Annotated in this window: 17 protein-coding genes; 8 read left to right on the top strand and 9 right to left on the bottom strand. The window is 48.7% G+C overall.

What is annotated here, in order from left to right; translation table 11 throughout:
• The first annotated feature begins 40 nt into the window (after positions 1-40).
• Positions 41-1,612: a methyl-accepting chemotaxis protein gene (locus EX31_RS08675; protein WP_037034248.1), complete on the top strand. Its 1,572-nt coding sequence runs from the start codon at positions 41-43 to the stop codon at positions 1,610-1,612.
• Positions 1,613-1,735: 123 nt separating this feature from the next.
• Here the strand turns inward: EX31_RS08675 and fbp are convergent, their stop codons facing one another.
• Entirely contained in the window at positions 1,736-2,740 is a 1,005-nt protein-coding gene (gene fbp, locus EX31_RS08670) for a class 1 fructose-bisphosphatase (protein WP_013573794.1), read from the bottom strand.
• A gap of 167 nt (positions 2,741-2,907) precedes the next feature.
• On the opposite strand from fbp, the gene mpl reads away from it, so the two are divergent.
• Positions 2,908-4,293, top strand: a complete 1,386-nt coding sequence (gene mpl / locus EX31_RS08665) for a UDP-N-acetylmuramate:L-alanyl-gamma-D-glutamyl-meso-diaminopimelate ligase (protein ID WP_013573795.1) — start codon at positions 2,908-2,910, stop codon at positions 4,291-4,293.
• Between the two features lie 298 nt (positions 4,294-4,591).
• On the opposite strand, the gene yhcN (EX31_RS08660) is transcribed toward mpl, so the two are convergent.
• The 3 genes from yhcN (EX31_RS08660) to argR all read right to left on the bottom strand — a co-directional run bounded on the left by yhcN (EX31_RS08660) (position 4,592) and on the right by argR (position 6,241).
• Positions 4,592-4,855 (bottom strand): peroxide/acid stress response protein YhcN, encoded by a 264-nt coding sequence (gene yhcN, locus EX31_RS08660; protein WP_014411566.1) that lies wholly within the window; start codon positions 4,853-4,855, stop codon positions 4,592-4,594.
• 201 nt (positions 4,856-5,056) lie between these two features.
• The gene (yhcN, locus tag EX31_RS08655; RefSeq protein ID WP_013573798.1) at positions 5,057-5,320 is read right to left on the bottom strand and encodes a peroxide/acid stress response protein YhcN; all 264 of its coding nucleotides are present in this window, start codon (positions 5,318-5,320) and stop codon (positions 5,057-5,059) included.
• A gap of 450 nt (positions 5,321-5,770) precedes the next feature.
• A complete protein-coding gene (gene argR, locus EX31_RS08650) occupies positions 5,771-6,241 on the bottom strand; it encodes a transcriptional regulator ArgR (protein WP_013573799.1) in 471 nt (156 codons plus the stop codon).
• Between the two features lie 463 nt (positions 6,242-6,704).
• On the opposite strand from argR, the gene mdh reads away from it, so the two are divergent.
• Positions 6,705-7,643, top strand: coding sequence for a malate dehydrogenase (gene mdh / locus EX31_RS08645; RefSeq protein WP_037034246.1), 939 nt, complete (start codon positions 6,705-6,707; stop codon positions 7,641-7,643).
• A 43-nt stretch (positions 7,644-7,686) separates the two neighbouring features.
• Here mdh and EX31_RS25260 read toward each other — a convergent pair whose 3' ends face one another.
• Positions 7,687-7,959 carry a helix-turn-helix domain-containing protein gene (locus tag EX31_RS25260; protein ID WP_013573801.1) on the bottom strand — a complete coding sequence of 91 codons (273 nt, stop codon included), beginning with the start codon at positions 7,957-7,959 and terminating at the stop codon, positions 7,687-7,689.
• A 660-nt stretch (positions 7,960-8,619) separates the two neighbouring features.
• Between EX31_RS25260 and EX31_RS08640 the strand changes: the two genes are divergently transcribed.
• A complete protein-coding gene (locus tag EX31_RS08640) occupies positions 8,620-8,979 on the top strand; it encodes a DNA-binding protein (RefSeq protein ID WP_013573802.1) in 360 nt (119 codons plus the stop codon).
• Positions 8,980-9,032: 53 nt separating this feature from the next.
• On the opposite strand, the gene ispB is transcribed toward EX31_RS08640, so the two are convergent.
• Positions 9,033-10,004, bottom strand: a complete 972-nt coding sequence (gene ispB / locus EX31_RS08635) for an octaprenyl diphosphate synthase (RefSeq protein WP_037034245.1) — start codon at positions 10,002-10,004, stop codon at positions 9,033-9,035.
• A gap of 259 nt (positions 10,005-10,263) precedes the next feature.
• Here ispB and rplU point away from each other — a divergent pair, with 259 nt between their 5' ends.
• From rplU to cgtA, 4 genes are all read left to right on the top strand, one after another.
• Positions 10,264-10,575, top strand: coding sequence for a 50S ribosomal protein L21 (gene rplU / locus EX31_RS08630; RefSeq protein WP_013573804.1), 312 nt, complete (start codon positions 10,264-10,266; stop codon positions 10,573-10,575).
• Positions 10,576-10,593: 18 nt separating this feature from the next.
• Positions 10,594-10,851 (top strand): 50S ribosomal protein L27, encoded by a 258-nt coding sequence (gene rpmA, locus EX31_RS08625; RefSeq protein WP_013573805.1) that lies wholly within the window; start codon positions 10,594-10,596, stop codon positions 10,849-10,851.
• Positions 10,852-10,936: 85 nt separating this feature from the next.
• Entirely contained in the window at positions 10,937-11,893 is a 957-nt protein-coding gene (locus tag EX31_RS08620) for a DMT family transporter (RefSeq protein WP_037034243.1), read from the top strand.
• Positions 11,894-11,926: 33 nt separating this feature from the next.
• Entirely contained in the window at positions 11,927-13,099 is a 1,173-nt protein-coding gene (cgtA, locus tag EX31_RS08615) for an Obg family GTPase CgtA (RefSeq protein WP_013573807.1), read from the top strand.
• An 86-nt stretch (positions 13,100-13,185) separates the two neighbouring features.
• Here cgtA and pmrB read toward each other — a convergent pair whose 3' ends face one another.
• The 3 genes from pmrB to dacB are packed head-to-tail and all read right to left on the bottom strand — an operon-like array spanning position 13,186 to position 16,390.
• Complete coding sequence (gene pmrB, locus EX31_RS08610; protein ID WP_037034241.1) at positions 13,186-14,277, bottom strand: two-component system sensor histidine kinase PmrB; 1,092 nt, start codon at positions 14,275-14,277, stop codon at positions 13,186-13,188.
• Positions 14,274-14,936 carry a two-component system response regulator PmrA gene (gene pmrA / locus EX31_RS08605; RefSeq protein ID WP_013573810.1) on the bottom strand — a complete coding sequence of 221 codons (663 nt, stop codon included), beginning with the start codon at positions 14,934-14,936 and terminating at the stop codon, positions 14,274-14,276. Before pmrA ends, pmrB begins: the two co-directional genes overlap by 4 nt.
• 20 nt (positions 14,937-14,956) lie before the next feature.
• On the bottom strand, positions 14,957-16,390 hold the full coding sequence (gene dacB / locus EX31_RS08600; protein ID WP_037034240.1) for a serine-type D-Ala-D-Ala carboxypeptidase: 1,434 nt from the start codon (positions 16,388-16,390) through the stop codon (positions 14,957-14,959).
• Positions 16,391-16,563: the final 173 nt, after the last annotated feature.

Below are 16,563 nucleotides of genomic sequence, written 5' to 3'. Positions count from 1 at the left end.
GAAGTATCTCCTTTTCACCTGAATGGCTGGATAACACCGTATGTTGAATAAGTTGAGCGTAAAAGCCGGTCTGATTGGCCTGCTGGGATTTATGACGTTAATTCTCTTGCTGGTGAGCGTACTGGGGGCGAATGCCATCCGGCAAAGTGCGACATCACTGCAAAAAATTAACCAGCTTCAGGGCGATGAACTCGGTTCACTGGCCGACAGCTACAGTTTTTCGTTGCGTACGCGTGTCGCCAGCGGCGTGGCGGTACGTCAGCTGGAAATTGGCATGATGGATGATGCGAAAAATACAGCGGACCGCATTAGCGGTTATATCAAACAAGCCGATACCGATCTGGCGAAATTTATCAGCATCCAGGATGACACTCAGCAGGGCAGAGATTTATCCGACGCCGTGAAGAAAACCTACGATGCCTATAAAGCTAACGGCTTAGTGCCGCTGCTGGCAGCAATTCAGGCGCAAAGTGCAGACGGTTATTACGATGTGCTGGAAAACAAAATCACGCCTTACAGCAATGCTTATGATAAAGCGCTGGCGGATTTCCGTGCCTATGCCGTAGATAATACCAACAACCGCATTGAACAGGCCCGCGCCAATGCACGTATCCAACTGACAGTGATTGCCACCAGCTTCATCATTGCGCTGATTATCGCGGTGCTGGCATGGTTCGCCTTGCAGAAGATCATCATGCATCCGCTGACGTTCTCCATTGCGCAACTGGAATATATCGCCCAAGGCGATCTGACCCATGAAATTGATGATTCCCGTAATAACGAAATGGGGCGTTTGCTGAAAGCGATGAAGCAAATGCAGGATTCGCTGGCGCTTTCTGTCGGACGCGTACGCGATGCCGGGAATCAGATCGATGTCGGTTCCCGCGAACTGGCTGCCGGTAACGTCCATCTGGCGCAGCGCACCGAAGAATCCGCTGCATCGCTGGAAGAAACTGCCGCGAGCATGGAGCAACTGACCTCAACCGTGCGCATGAATGCCGCGAACTCTGACCAGGCCAATCAACTGGCGCAAAGCGTGTCAGTCATTGCCAACAAAGGCAGCGAAGTCGTCCATCAGGTAATGGATAAAATGCAGGGCATCACCGATAGCTCAAAACGTATCGGCGACATTATTACGGTCATCGACGGCATTGCCTTCCAGACCAATATTCTGGCGCTGAATGCGGCAGTCGAAGCCGCACGTGCCGGCGAGCAGGGTCGTGGTTTTGCGGTGGTGGCGGGTGAAGTACGAAGCCTGGCGCAACGCAGTGCGCAATCGGCTAAAGAGATTAAAGAGCTGATTGTGGATTCTGAAAGCCGGGTTTCTGAAGGTTCGGATATGGTGAGATCTGCCGCAAACACTATGCTGGAAATCTCCAGCGAAGTGACACGAGTGACCAGCCTGATGCGTGAGATTTCCATCGCGACGACAGAACAAACGCACGGCATCGAACAGGTGAACGTGGCGATTACGCAGATGGATCAGGTAGCGCAGCAAAATGCCGCACTGGTGGAACAGGCGACAGCGGCCACACGTTCACTGGAAGAGCAGGCGCAGTTACTGGCAAAAAGCATGGCGGTGTTTAAACTCAATCGAGCCGATCATTTCTGAAAAAATCCTGAGCGGTAAACAATAAAAAAGGTGGCTTTTAAGCCACCTTTTTATGTTTGGGTCAATGCAAAGCTACACAGGTATCACATTCATTCTTTGATGATTTTTTGATGCGTATTTCAGTTATTCATCAGGGAACTGGGCAATGAAGCGCTCCGCGTCTTCCACCATTGAACTGTTGCCCACAAAGAATGGTGCACGTTCATGCAGTTTCTGCGGGATGATATCCAGGATACGGTTTTTACCGTCACTGGCTTTACCGCCAGCCTGCTCGGCCAGGAAAGCCATCGGGTTGCATTCATACAGCAGACGCAGTTTTCCGTTCGGATGGCTGGCGGTGCTTGGATAAATATAAATGCCACCTTTCAGCAGGTTGCGGTGGAAATCTGCCACCAGCGAGCCGATGTAGCGTGAGGTGTAAGGGCGTTGCGTCGCTTCATCCTGTTCCTGGCAATACTTGATGTATTTTTTAACGCCAAGCGGGAATTTAATGTAGTTGCCTTCGTTGATCGAGTACATGTTGCCCTTTTTAGGGAAACAGACTTTTTCGTGAGAGAGGCAGAAAACACCAAGTGAAGGATCGTAGGTAAAGGCATGAACGCCTGCGCCGGTGGTGTAAACCAACATGGTGGAAGAACCATATACCACATAACCTGCGGCGACCTGGCGGTTTCCCGGTTGCAGGAAGTCAGCTTCCGTCACCGGCTGACCCAGCGGAGTCGTACGGCGGTAAATCGAGAAAATTGTCCCGACAGAAACGTTAACATCGATGTTTGAAGAACCATCCAGCGGATCCATCAAAATGACGTATTTTGCATTTTCAGCGCGTTCACCTTCGAAAATGACAATCTCATCTTCTTCTTCTGACGCGATACCGGCAATCTCACCACGCGCCTTCATCGCGGCTTTTAATTTTTCATTTGCGTACAGATCAAGCTTCATCTGCACTTCACCCTGCACATTCTCTGCACCACTGGTACCCAGAATGTCGACCAGACCCGCTTTGTTGATATCACGGTGAATGATTTTAGCGCCGAGTTTAATTGCTGAAAGTAACGCTGTCAGTTCACCAGTTGCATGTGGAAAATCTTGCTGCTTCTCAACAATAAATTCGCCTAACGTTTTCATGACACTTTCCCTGAATCGAGGATAGATAACGGTACGTTAATAAAAATTTCACAAGAGCGTGAGCAGTTTAGCCCAAATATATGGACGAATCATAGGCAAATCCATTTCTTCTGGAGGATTCTGAGCGGTAGAATAGCGGCTGACTTAAAGGCATTAATGGAAAATATATGCGCATTCATATTCTTGGGATTTGCGGCACGTTTATGGGCGGGCTGGCGATGCTGGCTCGTGCACAGGGGCATCAGGTAACCGGTTCGGACGACAACGTTTATCCACCGATGAGTACGCTGCTGGAAAATCAGGGGATCGACCTGATCCAGGGGTACGATCCTGCCCAGTTAGATCCTCAGCCGGATCTGGTGATCATCGGCAACGCGATGACGCGCGGCAATCCTTGTGTCGAAGCGGTGCTGGAGCTTGGGATCCCTTATGTCTCGGGCCCGCAATGGTTACATGACCATGTTCTGCCAGAGCGCTGGGTTATTGCCGTTGCGGGGACGCACGGTAAAACCACCACTGCCGGCATGGTAACGTGGATCCTCGAAGCCTGCGGTTATGAACCGGGCTACGTCATTGGTGGCGTGCCGGGCAATTTCGAGGTGTCTGCGCGTCTGGGCAACAGCCCGTTTATCGTGCTGGAAGCTGATGAATACGACTGTGCGTTCTTCGATAAGCGTTCCAAGTTTGTTCATTACAGCCCGCGTACGCTGATCCTCAACAATCTCGAATTCGATCACGCTGACATCTTTGATGATCTGAAAGCGATTCAGAAACAGTTCCACCATCTGGTGCGTCTGGTGCCGGGCAAGGGAAAAATCATTCTGCCGGAGCACGACACACCGCTGAAACAAGTGATGGCGATGGGGTGCTGGAGTGAGCAGGAATTTGTCGGTGATGCCGAAAATTGTGTGTGGGATGCTAAGAAACTGACGCCAGATTCCAGTACATTCGAGGTTTATTTGCACGGCGAAGCGGTCGGGCAGGTGAAGTGGAATCTGGTTGGCGAGCACAACATGCATAACGGCCTGATGGCGATTGCTGCGGCACGCCATGTGGGCGTGAAGCCGGAAGATGCCTGTAAGGCATTGGGCGATTTCATTAATGCCCGTCGCCGTCTCGAATTGCGCGGCGTAGAAAATGATGTCAGCGTGTACGACGATTTTGCTCACCATCCGACGGCTATTCTGGCAACGCTTTCTGCATTGCGCAGCAAAGTCGGCGGAACTGCACGTATTCTGGCCGTGCTGGAACCCCGTTCAAACACCATGAAAATGGGCATGAGTAAAAATGAACTGGCACCTTCCCTGGGACGTGCTGATGAAGTTTTCCTTTTACAGCCGCAGCATATTCCCTGGCAGGTGGCCGAAGTGGCTGAACACTGTATTCAGCCTGCTCACTGGAGCGCAGACGTCGATTCGCTGGTCGATATGGTCGTTAAGGCCTCGCAGCCTGGCGATCATATTCTGGTGATGAGCAATGGCGGTTTTGGTGGTATACATGGAAAACTGCTTACGGCCCTGGCTGCAAAAGCGAAAGCGTCACAAGTTCAGTAAAATCATATTTTTATAGTGAATAAGCACAGCAGTTGCTGTGCTTTTTTTATGCCTGTGATCCGCCATGTTAAGGTTTTCTCAGGCAAAAAAAAGCCCCCGAAATTTTGAGGGCCAAAGGGTGTCGTCGGACAGGACGACGAGGGTATCGTTAGCAAGAGAGTCGGGCAGTGGCAGTGTCAACGCTCTTCCCAGCCTCAACAGCGCTTATTTTCGCTGGTCTGTGGCTGTTGAAACCCGGTAACGCTAATTTATGAAATACTCAAACAGCGGTTTTATATCAGTGACTTACTCAGAAATGTTATTGATAGATTTCTGCTGTCGCGTGATAAGCACCGTCGTTATGGGCTTCGATCACACGGAAAGATTTTGCGCCCTTGCTCTCAGCTTTATCAGACAGCTGCTGGCGGATATCCATTGGCACGCCGTTGACGCCGCTAACGCTGACCATGCCCATCGGTTGCAGATTTTCTGCCTGCTGGTTTGTCACAAGCTGTGCGGCAGAGGCACCAAAAGAAACAACAGACAACAGGCTAAGTGCGGCAATAGTGGTAATAATTTTCATGATGGTTTCCTGAATTCACAGACGTTGGTGCTTTTCATCAGAGAGCAACGTCGATTGAGATTTGGATTTATCAGGACTGTAATATCGTGTTCTGGAGCGCATAAAGCGTGCGGGAACGTAGATGGTGCAGTGACAAATCCTTCTTAATGCGCATAGCGCGGGCCTGAGTCATTCAGGCCCCTTCGCTTCGTTTACCCGAAATTATTGGTAAATTTCTGCGGTCGCGTGGTAGTTACCTTCTTCACGAACTTCGATAACACGGAATGCTTTAGCACCTTTGGCATCGGCTTTATCTGACAGTGCCTGACGGATATCTGATGGTGCACCGGCTACGCCGCTGACGCTGATCATCCCTGTAGGCTGCATTGTTGCGGCTTGTTCTTGTGTAACAGGTTGTGCTGCAAAAACGCCAAATGACAATGCAGAGAGAATGCTTAATGTTGCGATGGTAGTTTTAACTTTCATGATTTTGACCTCGTCGATTTTATTATGTTTCCAACAACTGGTGCTTCACACCACGGAAATGAGTATACATCTAGTCACGCCATAAATTAATAGCTCGCTAATAGTTATTTAGGTGGTTATATGTCAACTATCTGTATTTTTAATAACAGAAAGGCATAAAAAGTGGATGAAAAACGTTCATTTTGTGTTGATTTTTAGTAAAATCAATGGATTGAGTGAATTTGACTATTTGTGCTTATTCTTGCGGTGAATCACACCCTGGAAATATTTGTGTGACGGAATTTCGTAGGTTGTAGCGAGATTTAACAGAAAGGCGGTGCGTTTGCGTTTTTTTTGAGAAACGGAAGGCAGCAATAAAGGAAGTGAATGACGTTGAATGAGGTCAGAGAAGGTAATCTTCTGACCTCAGGCACAGAATGAAAGCGACAGGAGGTGCAAAATGTTGCAGCCCTAGAGCTCCTGCTCGAACAAACTGAGGATCGCATCGTGCAACTGTTTGACGCTAAATCCGCGGGCCGGTGTCGTGAAGATCGTATCATCACCGGCAATTGTTCCGAGGATCCCTTCGGATTTACCCAGGGAATCGAGTAAACGCGCGATCAGTTGTGCGGCTCCCGGGCTGGTTCGGATCACCACAACGGCATCGTTATGGTCGATATCCAGCACAAGATTCTTCAGAGGACTGGTGGTTGTCGGCACGCCAATTTCAGCGGGCAGGCAGTACACCATTTCCATCTTCGCATTACGAGTTCTGACAGCACCAAATTTTGTCAGCATCCGTGAGACTTTTGACTGATTGATATTTTCGAAACCATCATCCTGAAGTGCGACAACGATTTCGCCCTGAGAGCTGAATTTCTCTTCCTTCAACAGTGCCTTGAAGGCTTTGATCAAATCTTCCTGTTTAGCAGGATTACGCATTTTGCACCCTGGTCTCTGAATCATAGTGGGGCTGATTATGCAGATAATTGAATTTTTATGCAACAGAGGTTAATTGCAAAAATCATTAATTAAGCTTGGAACAAGGAATGTAAGTGCCGCTGTTTTAAGCTCAATTTAATGAATATGCCAAAATTGTGCATTGCGGGTGAACTGTGTTGCACAAGGGATTTAATGTGATGATCTCGATTCAGCTCTCACATTGGACCGAATTTAACCATTTATTAACCTGGCCTATTTTGTGGTGCTATTTTTAATGATGAAGCTTTCCGATAAAAAGTCACTAAAAGCGGAAAAGGTCATCTTAGAGATGTTTTTTTACTTTCTAAACGACCAACCTCAGATTCTCTGCAGGTGAGCGATTGTTTTTAACAGCGTAAGTGATTAAGGTCACACCAATTAATTACACGACACTTATAAGTTAATGATAAAAAAGGAGTATAGGATGAAAGTTGCAGTTCTAGGTGCTGCGGGTGGTATCGGTCAGGCCCTCGCGCTTCTGCTCAAGACCCAGCTACCTTCCGGTTCCGAACTCTCATTATATGACATCGCACCGGTCACTCCGGGTGTCGCCGTCGATCTCAGCCATATCCCTACCGCGGTCAAAATTAAAGGTTTCTGTGGTGAAGATGCTAAACCGGCTCTGGAAGGGGCTGACATCGTCCTGATTTCTGCGGGGGTGGCACGTAAACCCGGCATGGATCGTTCAGACCTGTTTAATGTGAATGCCGGGATCGTGCGGAATCTGATCCAGCAAGTTGCCAGTACCTGCCCGAAAGCCTGCATTGGTATTATCACTAACCCGGTAAATACCACGGTCGCGATTGCGGCTGAAGTATTGAAAAATGCGGGCGTCTACGACAAAAACAAACTGTTTGGCGTAACGACTCTGGACGCAATCCGCTCCAATACTTTTGTGGCTGAGCTGAAGGGTAAGCAACCTGAAGATATCGAAGTGCCAGTTATCGGCGGGCACTCCGGTGTGACGATTCTGCCTTTATTGTCTCAGATCCCAGGTGTCTCTTTCACTGAAAGCGAAATTGTTGCACTGACTCAGCGCATTCAGAATGCCGGAACGGAAGTGGTAGAGGCCAAAGCCGGTGGCGGTTCTGCCACGCTTTCAATGGGGCAGGCTGCAGCACGCTTCGGGCTTTCATTGATGCGGGCGATGCAGGGTGAAGAGAATGTTGTGGAATGTGCCTATGTTGAAGGTAAAGGCGATTATGCGCGATTTTTCGCACAACCGGTTCTGCTAGGTAAACATGGCATTGCAGAGCTTATCGATATCGGTCAGCTCAGTGCTTTTGAGCAGCAATCGCTGGATTCGATGCTGGATATTCTTCGCAAAGATATCGAGCTTGGTGAGCAGTTTATTAATAAGTGAACATTGAACAAAGCCGCCGGTTAACGGGCGGCTTTTGTTTTTCTTAACGCGGTGTTTCATTGGTCGGGCGGCAACGGCGTTCAATGATTTGCAACGTTTTGGGATCAAAATACCGGCTAGGCCAGATCAGTGAGGGATGGATACCCAAAGCGCCTGCGATAAGCAATTCTCCTTTTGGCCATGGCCGTGATAATGCATTTGAAAGTGTCGAAGAGCTCAGGCCTGCTGATCGTGATACTGCTGCGAGTGTGGTGCCCTTCTTTCTCAGTGCTGCAATAATATCAGCCTGGTGCCAGTCTTCATTCCTTGTCATCATGATCTCTTCCTTCTGAAAAATGATTTTCAATAAATACGCTATTAAACATACTTTTAAAAATTGCTCGTACTACTCATATAAACCATATCAATGTTTCCTAAAATCCATTATTTTACTTATTTAGAAAATACATTCTTATTTTGATTTAGACAAACAAGTAAATTCCTTTTGCTTTTTGTGATTTGTGTCAGTTTATAATTTTATTATTGTATTTTTTTAAAGTGAAAACGTAACTGGCATGTGTTTTTTTTGAACAAATACATTGATAAGGTTAATTAACTAATTGAATTTCAGTTATTTAAATTATGATTTAAGGCGGTTTTTCTTGCTTTCTTAGATGGCTATCTACTTGTTGTAATTTGCTTTTTTTAATTTTCCTCTTATTTTAGTTTAAGATTTTATTTAAACTGCTTTCCGAAAAAAAATTTAATCAGTTCACCCGGCTGTTGATAAACATAATTCATGGAAGCATTTACATACATCTATAGACTCACTCCAAAAAATTGAATATCTTCTTTCTGTCAAATAGGTGTTTTTCTAAATGACTTATGTTAATACCACCTTTTATATAAACGCTCATTACCAGAAAATATCAGCATTACCCTCATGGATGTATAACAACGATCTTTCTTACTTACTTAATAAGAAACAAGGAATGTTATGAAAAAAGAGTGGTTTGCAGCAAAGGAACTGACCGGAAAAGAAGGGCTGCCGACGTCAACCCAAGGTGTGCATGGGATGGCTCGCAGATTGTGCTGGATTAAACGCCGCAGGCTGGGCGTTCAGGGACGTGCAGTGGAATATCACATCGACAGCTTGCCCGGTAATGCCGCCGCCAGTTTATCGATGAATGAGCGTTCTGCTGAATATGTGTATACGTCACATCAGGACCCACTGGCGATCTGGATCGAAAGTTATAAGCAACTGAGAGAACCTGAACGTGAAACGATGATCTCATTCATTGTGAGGGAAGGGATATCTGAGTTGCTCAACAGATTACGTGAGCCTGAAAAAAACTAGCGCAATAATGCCTGTCGCGCCTGCTTTATTCTGGCAGGTACGACAGGCAAATATCAGAAATCGCGTTTTACAGACATATGCGCGAGGCCTTCAAGCGCAGAGCGATATTCCGACTCCGGGAGCACCTGAAGCGCCTGGATGGCTTTATCAGCTTCTTCTTCAGCACGCTGGCGGGTGTAAGCCAGAGAGCCCCACTGATGCATTGCTGCCAGCACGGGTTCCAATAAATGGCGCCCGTTACCCTCTTCGATAGCTTTGCGGATCATAGCGGATTGTTCGGTGTCACCGTGCTGCATCGCATGCAGAAGGGGCAACGTCGGTTTTCCTTCATCAAGGTCATCGCCAGTGTTTTTGCCCAGCGTTTCGCCATCAGCATCGTAATCGAGCAAATCATCAATCAGCTGGAAAGCGGTGCCCAGATAACGACCATAATCTTGCAAAGCTGTAATCTGCTCATTGTTTCCGCCCGCCAGCATGGCAGAGGCTTGAGACGCGGCTTCAAAAAGACGCGCAGTTTTGCTGTAAATCACCTGCATGTAACTGGCTTCTGTGATGTCAGGATCATTGCAATTAATCAGTTGCTGCACTTCGCCTTCTGCAATCACATTCACCGCTTTTGCCATCAGAGCCAGAACAGGAAGCGATTCAAGATCTGTCATCATTTGAAATGCGCGGGTGTAGATAAAATCGCCGACCAATACGCTGGCTGCGTTGCCAAATGCGGCGTTCGCAGTGGCCTTTCCCCGACGCATATCTGATTCGTCAACCACATCGTCATGTAACAGTGTGGCGGTATGAATAAACTCAATCAGAGCAGCGACTTTGATGTGTTTATCGCCCTGGTAGGATAGTGCTTTGGCTGCCAGTACTGCTATCATCGGGCGGATACGTTTGCCGCCGCCACTGATGATGTAATATCCCAGTTGATTGATGAGAGAAACCTCTGAATTCAACTGTTCAAGGATGGATGCATTGACTGCAGCCATGTCGTCCTGGGTAAGATCAATAATCTGTTCTAGGTTCATTGTGTTTTTTCAGCTGTTGTTCTCTTCACCGCAATGAGGTCTGGCTCACATTGGCACATGGCGCTAACTGTAAAGGGGATTGTACTTGAAAAACAGTGTAGATAAATGATATCGGAAGAACTGCGCTTTTTTTCTTCTTTTGTCGTCATTGTACTCTTGTCTTATGCTGATTTTTTGCGTAGAATTCGCGCCCTATTGTGAATATTTATAGCGCCCTCTGGACTATACAAAGTTGAGTGCGCGGAAAGCGGAGTTTTATATGTACGCGGTTTTCCAAAGTGGTGGTAAACAACACCGTGTCAGCGAAGGACAGACTATTCGTCTGGAGAAGCTGGACGTTGCAACTGGCGAAGCTATCGAGTTCGATCAGGTTCTGATGATTGCAAACGGTGAAGAAATCAACATCGGTCTGCCTTTAGTGGCTGGCGGTGTAATCAAAGCTGAAGTCGTTGCTCACGGTCGTGGCGAAAAGGTCAAAATCGTTAAGTTTCGTCGTCGTAAACACTATCGTAAGCAGCAGGGCCACCGTCAGTGGTTCACTGACGTTAAAATCACCGGCATCAGCGCTTAAGATTAGGAGAGCGGAACAATGGCACACAAAAAGGCTGGCGGCTCCACACGTAACGGTCGCGATTCAGAAGCTAAACGTCTGGGCGTAAAACGCTTTGGCGGCGAAGCAGTACTGGCAGGCAGCATCATCGTTCGTCAGCGCGGCACCAAATTCCACGCTGGTATCAACGTGGGTTGCGGCAAGGACCACACTCTGTTTGCTTTGGCTGACGGTAAAGTCAAGTTCGAAGTTAAAGGCCCGAAAAACCGTAAGTACATCAGCATCGAAGCTGAATAAGTTTTTCGCGTCTTAGTAAATAGATGTAAGCCCCGCAATTCGTTGCGGGGCTTTTTACATTCTGGTTAGCCCATTCTGGCGGGATATGGATACGAAATCACAGGCACCTGTCGGGATTCTGTTGGCGCTGATTACTGCCATGAGCTGGGGCTCTTTGCCTATCGCCATGAAGCAGGTTCTGGTGGTGATGGATCCCTTTACTGTGGTTTGGTATCGGTTTTCGATGGCGGCCGTTGTGCTGGGTTGCATTTTGGCCATGAGGCGAAGGCTGCCTCCGAGAGCGATTTTCAGGCGACCGCGCTGGCTGGTTTTAGTGCTGATTGCAACTTGTGGATTACTGGGAAACTTTGTTCTTTTTAGTTCTTCTTTGCAATTTCTTAGCCCGACGGCTTCTCAGGTTATCGGACAGCTTTCTCCGGTCGGTATGATGGTGGCCAGCGTAATCATCCTAAAAGAAAGGATGCGCGTTACGCAGGTTATTGGCGCCAGTATGTTAATTTTTGGGCTGATATTGTTTTTCAATACCAGTCTGATTGAGATTTTCACCCGTCTGACGGATTACACTTTGGGTGTGATTTTTGGCGTCGGGGCAGCAACAGTTTGGGTGATATATGGTGTGGCGCAAAAGGTTTTACTGCGTCAACTGGCTTCACCGCAAATCCTTTTTTTGCTGTACACTTTATGTTCTATCGCATTGCTCCCGCTGGCCAGCCCTGCGGTGCTTTCACAGCTCAGCGGCTGGCAGTTTGCCTGCCTGTTGTTTTGCGGCGCGAATACCTTGGTAGGATATGGCGCCTTAGCGGAAGCGATGGCGAGATGGCAGGCAGCTCAGGTGAGTGCATTAGTGACACTCACGCCGCTGTTTACCCTGCTATTTTCAGATTTATTGGCACTTGCCTGGCCTGACTTTTTTGCTGTACCAGTACTTAATTTTATTGGTTATCTGGGAGCATTTGTGGTGGTGGCGGGTGCAATGTTTTCCGCAATTGGCCATCGATGGTGGCCACGTCGGACAGAGCAAAACCTGGTAGCTAAACTTTAGCTGCCAGGCGAATGATTTACGGAGACAGAACAAATGAAGTTTGTTGATGAAGCCACGATTCTGGTTGTGGCCGGTGATGGCGGTAACGGGTGCGTCAGCTTCCGCCGCGAAAAATACATTCCACGTGGCGGCCCTGACGGTGGCGACGGTGGTGATGGCGGTGATGTGTACCTCGTTGCTGATGAGAACCTCAATACGCTGATCGATTTCCGCTTTGTGAAATCTTATCGTGCTGAGCGCGGTACTAACGGTCAGAGCAGCGACTGTACCGGTAAACGCGGTAAGGACATCACCATTAAAGTGCCTGTGGGAACGCGAGTTCTTGACCAAAGCACTGGCGAAGTCCTGGCCGATATGACCAAAAATGGTCAGGTTAATATGGTCGCTAAAGGCGGTTTCCACGGACTCGGTAACACCCGTTTTAAATCTTCCGTGAACCGTTCACCGCGTCAGAAAACCATGGGCACCAAAGGTGAAGAGCGTGATATCGCACTCGAACTGATGCTGCTTGCCGATGTAGGCATGCTGGGTCTGCCAAACGCAGGTAAATCGACGTTTATCCGCTCCGTCTCTGCAGCGAAGCCGAAAGTGGCTGATTATCCGTTTACCACACTGGTGCCAAGTCTCGGTGTTGTACGTATGGATCACGAACAAAGCTTCGTGGTTGCAGACATCCCCGGTCTGATCGAAGGGGCTTCTGAAGGCGCTGGTCTGGGTATCCGCTTCCTGAAGCACCTTGAGCGTTGCCGCGTTCTGTTGCACCTGATCGACATTGCGCCGATCGATGAATCTGATCCGATCGAAAATGCCAAAGTCATCATCAATGAACTGAAGCAATACAACGCCAAGCTGGCTGAAAAGCCGCGCTGGTTAGTGTTCAATAAAGTTGATCTGATCGAGAAAGAAGAAGCTGAAACGCGTGCTAAAGCGATTGCTGATGCATTAGGCTGGGAAGGTAACTATTACCTTATTTCCGCTGCAAACCGCGAAGGTGTGAATGCATTGTGTTGGGACGTGATGAAGTTCATCAACGAAAATCCTAAGCACATGGCGATTGAAGAAGCTGCACCCGAGAAAGTTGAGTTCATGTGGGATGATTATCACCGTGAACAACTGGCTGAAGTGGAATCTGAAGCCGACGACGACTGGGATGATGACTGGGATGAAGATGACGACGAAGGCGTAGAAATCATTTACGAACGTTAATCCCGTGTATTAGCGTTTCATCGCTGAAAGAAAGGCTGCCATTGGCAGCCTTTTTCTTTTTGATCGCGTGTTAATCGGAGCGCGTATTAACGGGTGTCTGGTGAAAGTGTCAGCGAGCTTTGTAATGCAACATCCGGTAGCCAGCATTGCGCGCTGAGGCCAGTGTTGCCGGGGCGATTTCGCAATGTCAGCGTACCGCCATGCAGGTGCGCAATCCGCACCACAATATTTAAGCCCAGGCCGCTGCCTCCATAACGTTGGTCGACGCGCTTAAAAGCCTGTGTCAGTTCACTGGCCTTCGTTTCATCAATACCCGGACCGGCATCGTCTATCTTTATCAGGAATCCGTTGTCTTGCGGTGCAATTGTGATGCCGATGTCGCTATTTTCAGGCCCGTAGCGGTAAGCATTTTCGACCAGATTGCGTACCATTAAACGTAGCAGCACAGCATCCCCCTGAATTTCAGCACGAGGCGGCAGGTGTATTTTCAAGTTTTGACCGTGTTCACTGAGCATTTCACACAGCTCTTCTCTGAGCGGCTCAACGACGTTACTGATCAGGTCAACCTGCTGATATTCGCCTTTGGCAAAATTCTGTCCGGCGCGGGCAAGCATAAGTAACTGCTCTATGGTATGCATTAACTGGTCGATGCGGCTTATCAGTGTATCGCTGCCTTCTACGCCTTTTTTGTGCATTATTTCCAGATGCAACCGGACGCCTGCCAGTGGAGTGCGCAACTCATGAGCCGCATCCGCAGTGAACAATCGTTCCTGCTGAATGGTGCTGGAGAGACGAGAGAAAAGCTGATTCAATGCATTCGTCACGGCCACAATCTCCCTGGTTTCGCTGTTGAGTGGCAGGGGAGAGAGGTTATCGGCTGAACGGGTCTCCAGTCGTTTTTGTAACTGGTTAAGAGGCCGGATAATCCAGCTGATGGCCCAAAAGGACAGTACCAGAGTAATACTCATCATGAGTAAGGAAGGGGCAATCAGTGAAGCAATGGCTTCTGCAATTTCTTTCTCAACGTGCGCGTTACGGACTTTGGCTGACAGGGTGTCATTGACCAGCAGGTTAATTTGTTCCTGGCTCTCGTGCCAGAGCCAGAAAATACTGATGAGCTGAGTCACGAACAAGATCAGAGCCAGCATAACCAGAAGGCGGCGGCGCATACTGGTCATACGATTATTTCCAGCCTGTAGCCGATACCACGTACAGTTCTGATGACTTCTTTACCCAATTTGCGGCGCAGATTATGAACATGTACCTCAAGCGTATTGGAGCCTAAATCATCCTGCCAGGTATAGAGATCTTGCTGGAGCAACTCGCGGTTTACAGTCTGTCCGGCACGCATCATCAGTCGTGACAAAATCGCGAACTCTTTGGGCGTGACCTCTACCGGCGCATCATTGAGATAAGCCTGCTGAGAGGAGAGATTGATTTTCAGGTTGCCGACGGAAATCTGGTTGTCACTCTGCCCCTGATAACGGCGGATCAGGGCGCGGACACGGGCCTGTAATTCGACTAAGGCAAAGGGTTTAATCAGATAGTCATCGGCACCGGCGTCAAGGCCATCGACGCGGTCTTCAAGTGCATCGCGGGCGGTAAGAATCAACACGGGCAGGGAAATACTTTGACGTCGCCACTGGCGCAGCAGCGTTGCGCCATCTTTGTCTGGCAATCCTAAGTCCAGGATCACCAGACTGTACTGACTGGTTTGGATCAGACTCTGCGCCTCGGCCGCGGTTGACGCGCAGTCGCAGGCATAATTTTCACTGGTAAGTGCCAGCGTTAATCCCTGCCGTAAAAGTTCATCATCTTCAACTATCAGCAGTTTCATCGTCTGGCACTTCTCCGTGGTTAATTATTTTGGTAGATATCCCTGTAGAGACGGCTTTCAAAGCGCACCAGCGGCGCACGCCGTGTACGTTGATCTTCAGGGGGAACAGCATAGCCTGAAAGGAACTGCACAAAGGCCATACGCTGTCCGCTGGCTGTGGTGATGAAACCTGCCAGATTATATACGCCAGACAGTGAACCGGTTTTTGCCGATACTTTGCCGTCGACACCCGCTTCATGCAGACCACCGCGGTACTGTAAGGTTCCGTCATGGCCAGCTAAAGGCAACATCGAAATAAAATCTAATTCTTTGTCGTGCTGGGCGATATATTGCAGCACCTGCATCATTGTGGCCGGTGACAATAAATCATGGCGTGAAAGGCCGGAGCCATCAACCTGAATCGAGTTACCCAAATCCACGCCTGCTTTCTGACGCAAAATTTGACGGACAGCATCTGAACCTGCCCGCCATGTTCCCGGTACGCCAAAACGCTGATGACCAATCGTACGGAAGACCGTATCAGCGATCATGTTGTCTGATTTCTTAAGCATCTGATGCAGCAAATCATGCAGGGGCGCTGATTGCGTTTGCGCCAGAACCGTACCTGCTGGTGTCGGCTGGGTTTGACGTTTCAGGGTGCCGTCAATCTGGATATCTGCCTGCAACAGCTCATCTTTAAGAATCGCACCGGCATAACTGGCACCATCCTGAATAGCAAAAGCCAGTGGCAGAGGCTCGCTGCGTTGAGTCAGACAACCAGTGAGTGTATATCGGTTGAATTCACCCGGGACGACATCCAGTTCGCAATACTGCGCATCCGGAGAGCCTTTTGCCAGTGTGCGGACTTCACTGAACATATGCACTGGATAATAAGAGGCTACGCGAATAAACGCGTTCTCGTCAGGTTTAGGCGCGCTATAGAGAGATACCGAGAAACAGTTTCTGTCGACAATTGCGGCTGCTGGGGGAGCGCTGAAGCACTGGGTGATATCGTTCCATGGCCATCCGGGAGCTTTGTCATGGCTTGCAAACACTGAGGTGTTAATGACCACATCGCCAGTGATTTCTTTGACGCCCTGTTTTTTCAAAACAGCGACCATATTCCGAATATTCTGGCGCTTCAGGGTCGGGTCACCAGAAAACCGAGCGACCAGATCTCCCTTGAGAACTCCGTCAGAAACAGAACCCGATGTTTCTAGTGTAGTGGTGAAACGGAAATCAGGCCCCAACTGCAACAGCGCAGCCAGCGCCGTCAGAATCTTCATAGTACTGGCAGGCAGTGCCATCTGGGTACCGTGATAATCGATCACAGGCGCAGGGGCGCCAATTTTCTGTACCAGCACCGCCAGATTCGTGCCATCAGGCAGATATTCTGTGTAATTTTCGATCTGAGCCGCATTTGTATTCAGAACAAACGCGCATGCTAATCCACTGACAATTCGTAAAAAACGCATTATTTTGAGTAAAGGCTCTGAGTAACGGCAGGATAATGTGGTGCCATACTACGATGCTACGAACCAAGGCGCAACGTGGCTGAAAGTAAACGATGATCCTCAAGGAACTCTACGTTAAAATACGAATCAAAATGCGAAATGATTCCTGGCCTGGTGGCAACGCCGGGTGAGGT

Origin of the sequence: Rahnella sp. WP5 (assembly GCF_000745615.1) — a bacterium.
GTDB classification, from domain to species: domain Bacteria; phylum Pseudomonadota; class Gammaproteobacteria; order Enterobacterales; family Enterobacteriaceae; genus Rahnella; species Rahnella aceris.
The sequence above is the reverse complement of the archived record's forward strand: the minus strand, read 5'-3'. Positions and strand labels throughout refer to the sequence as shown.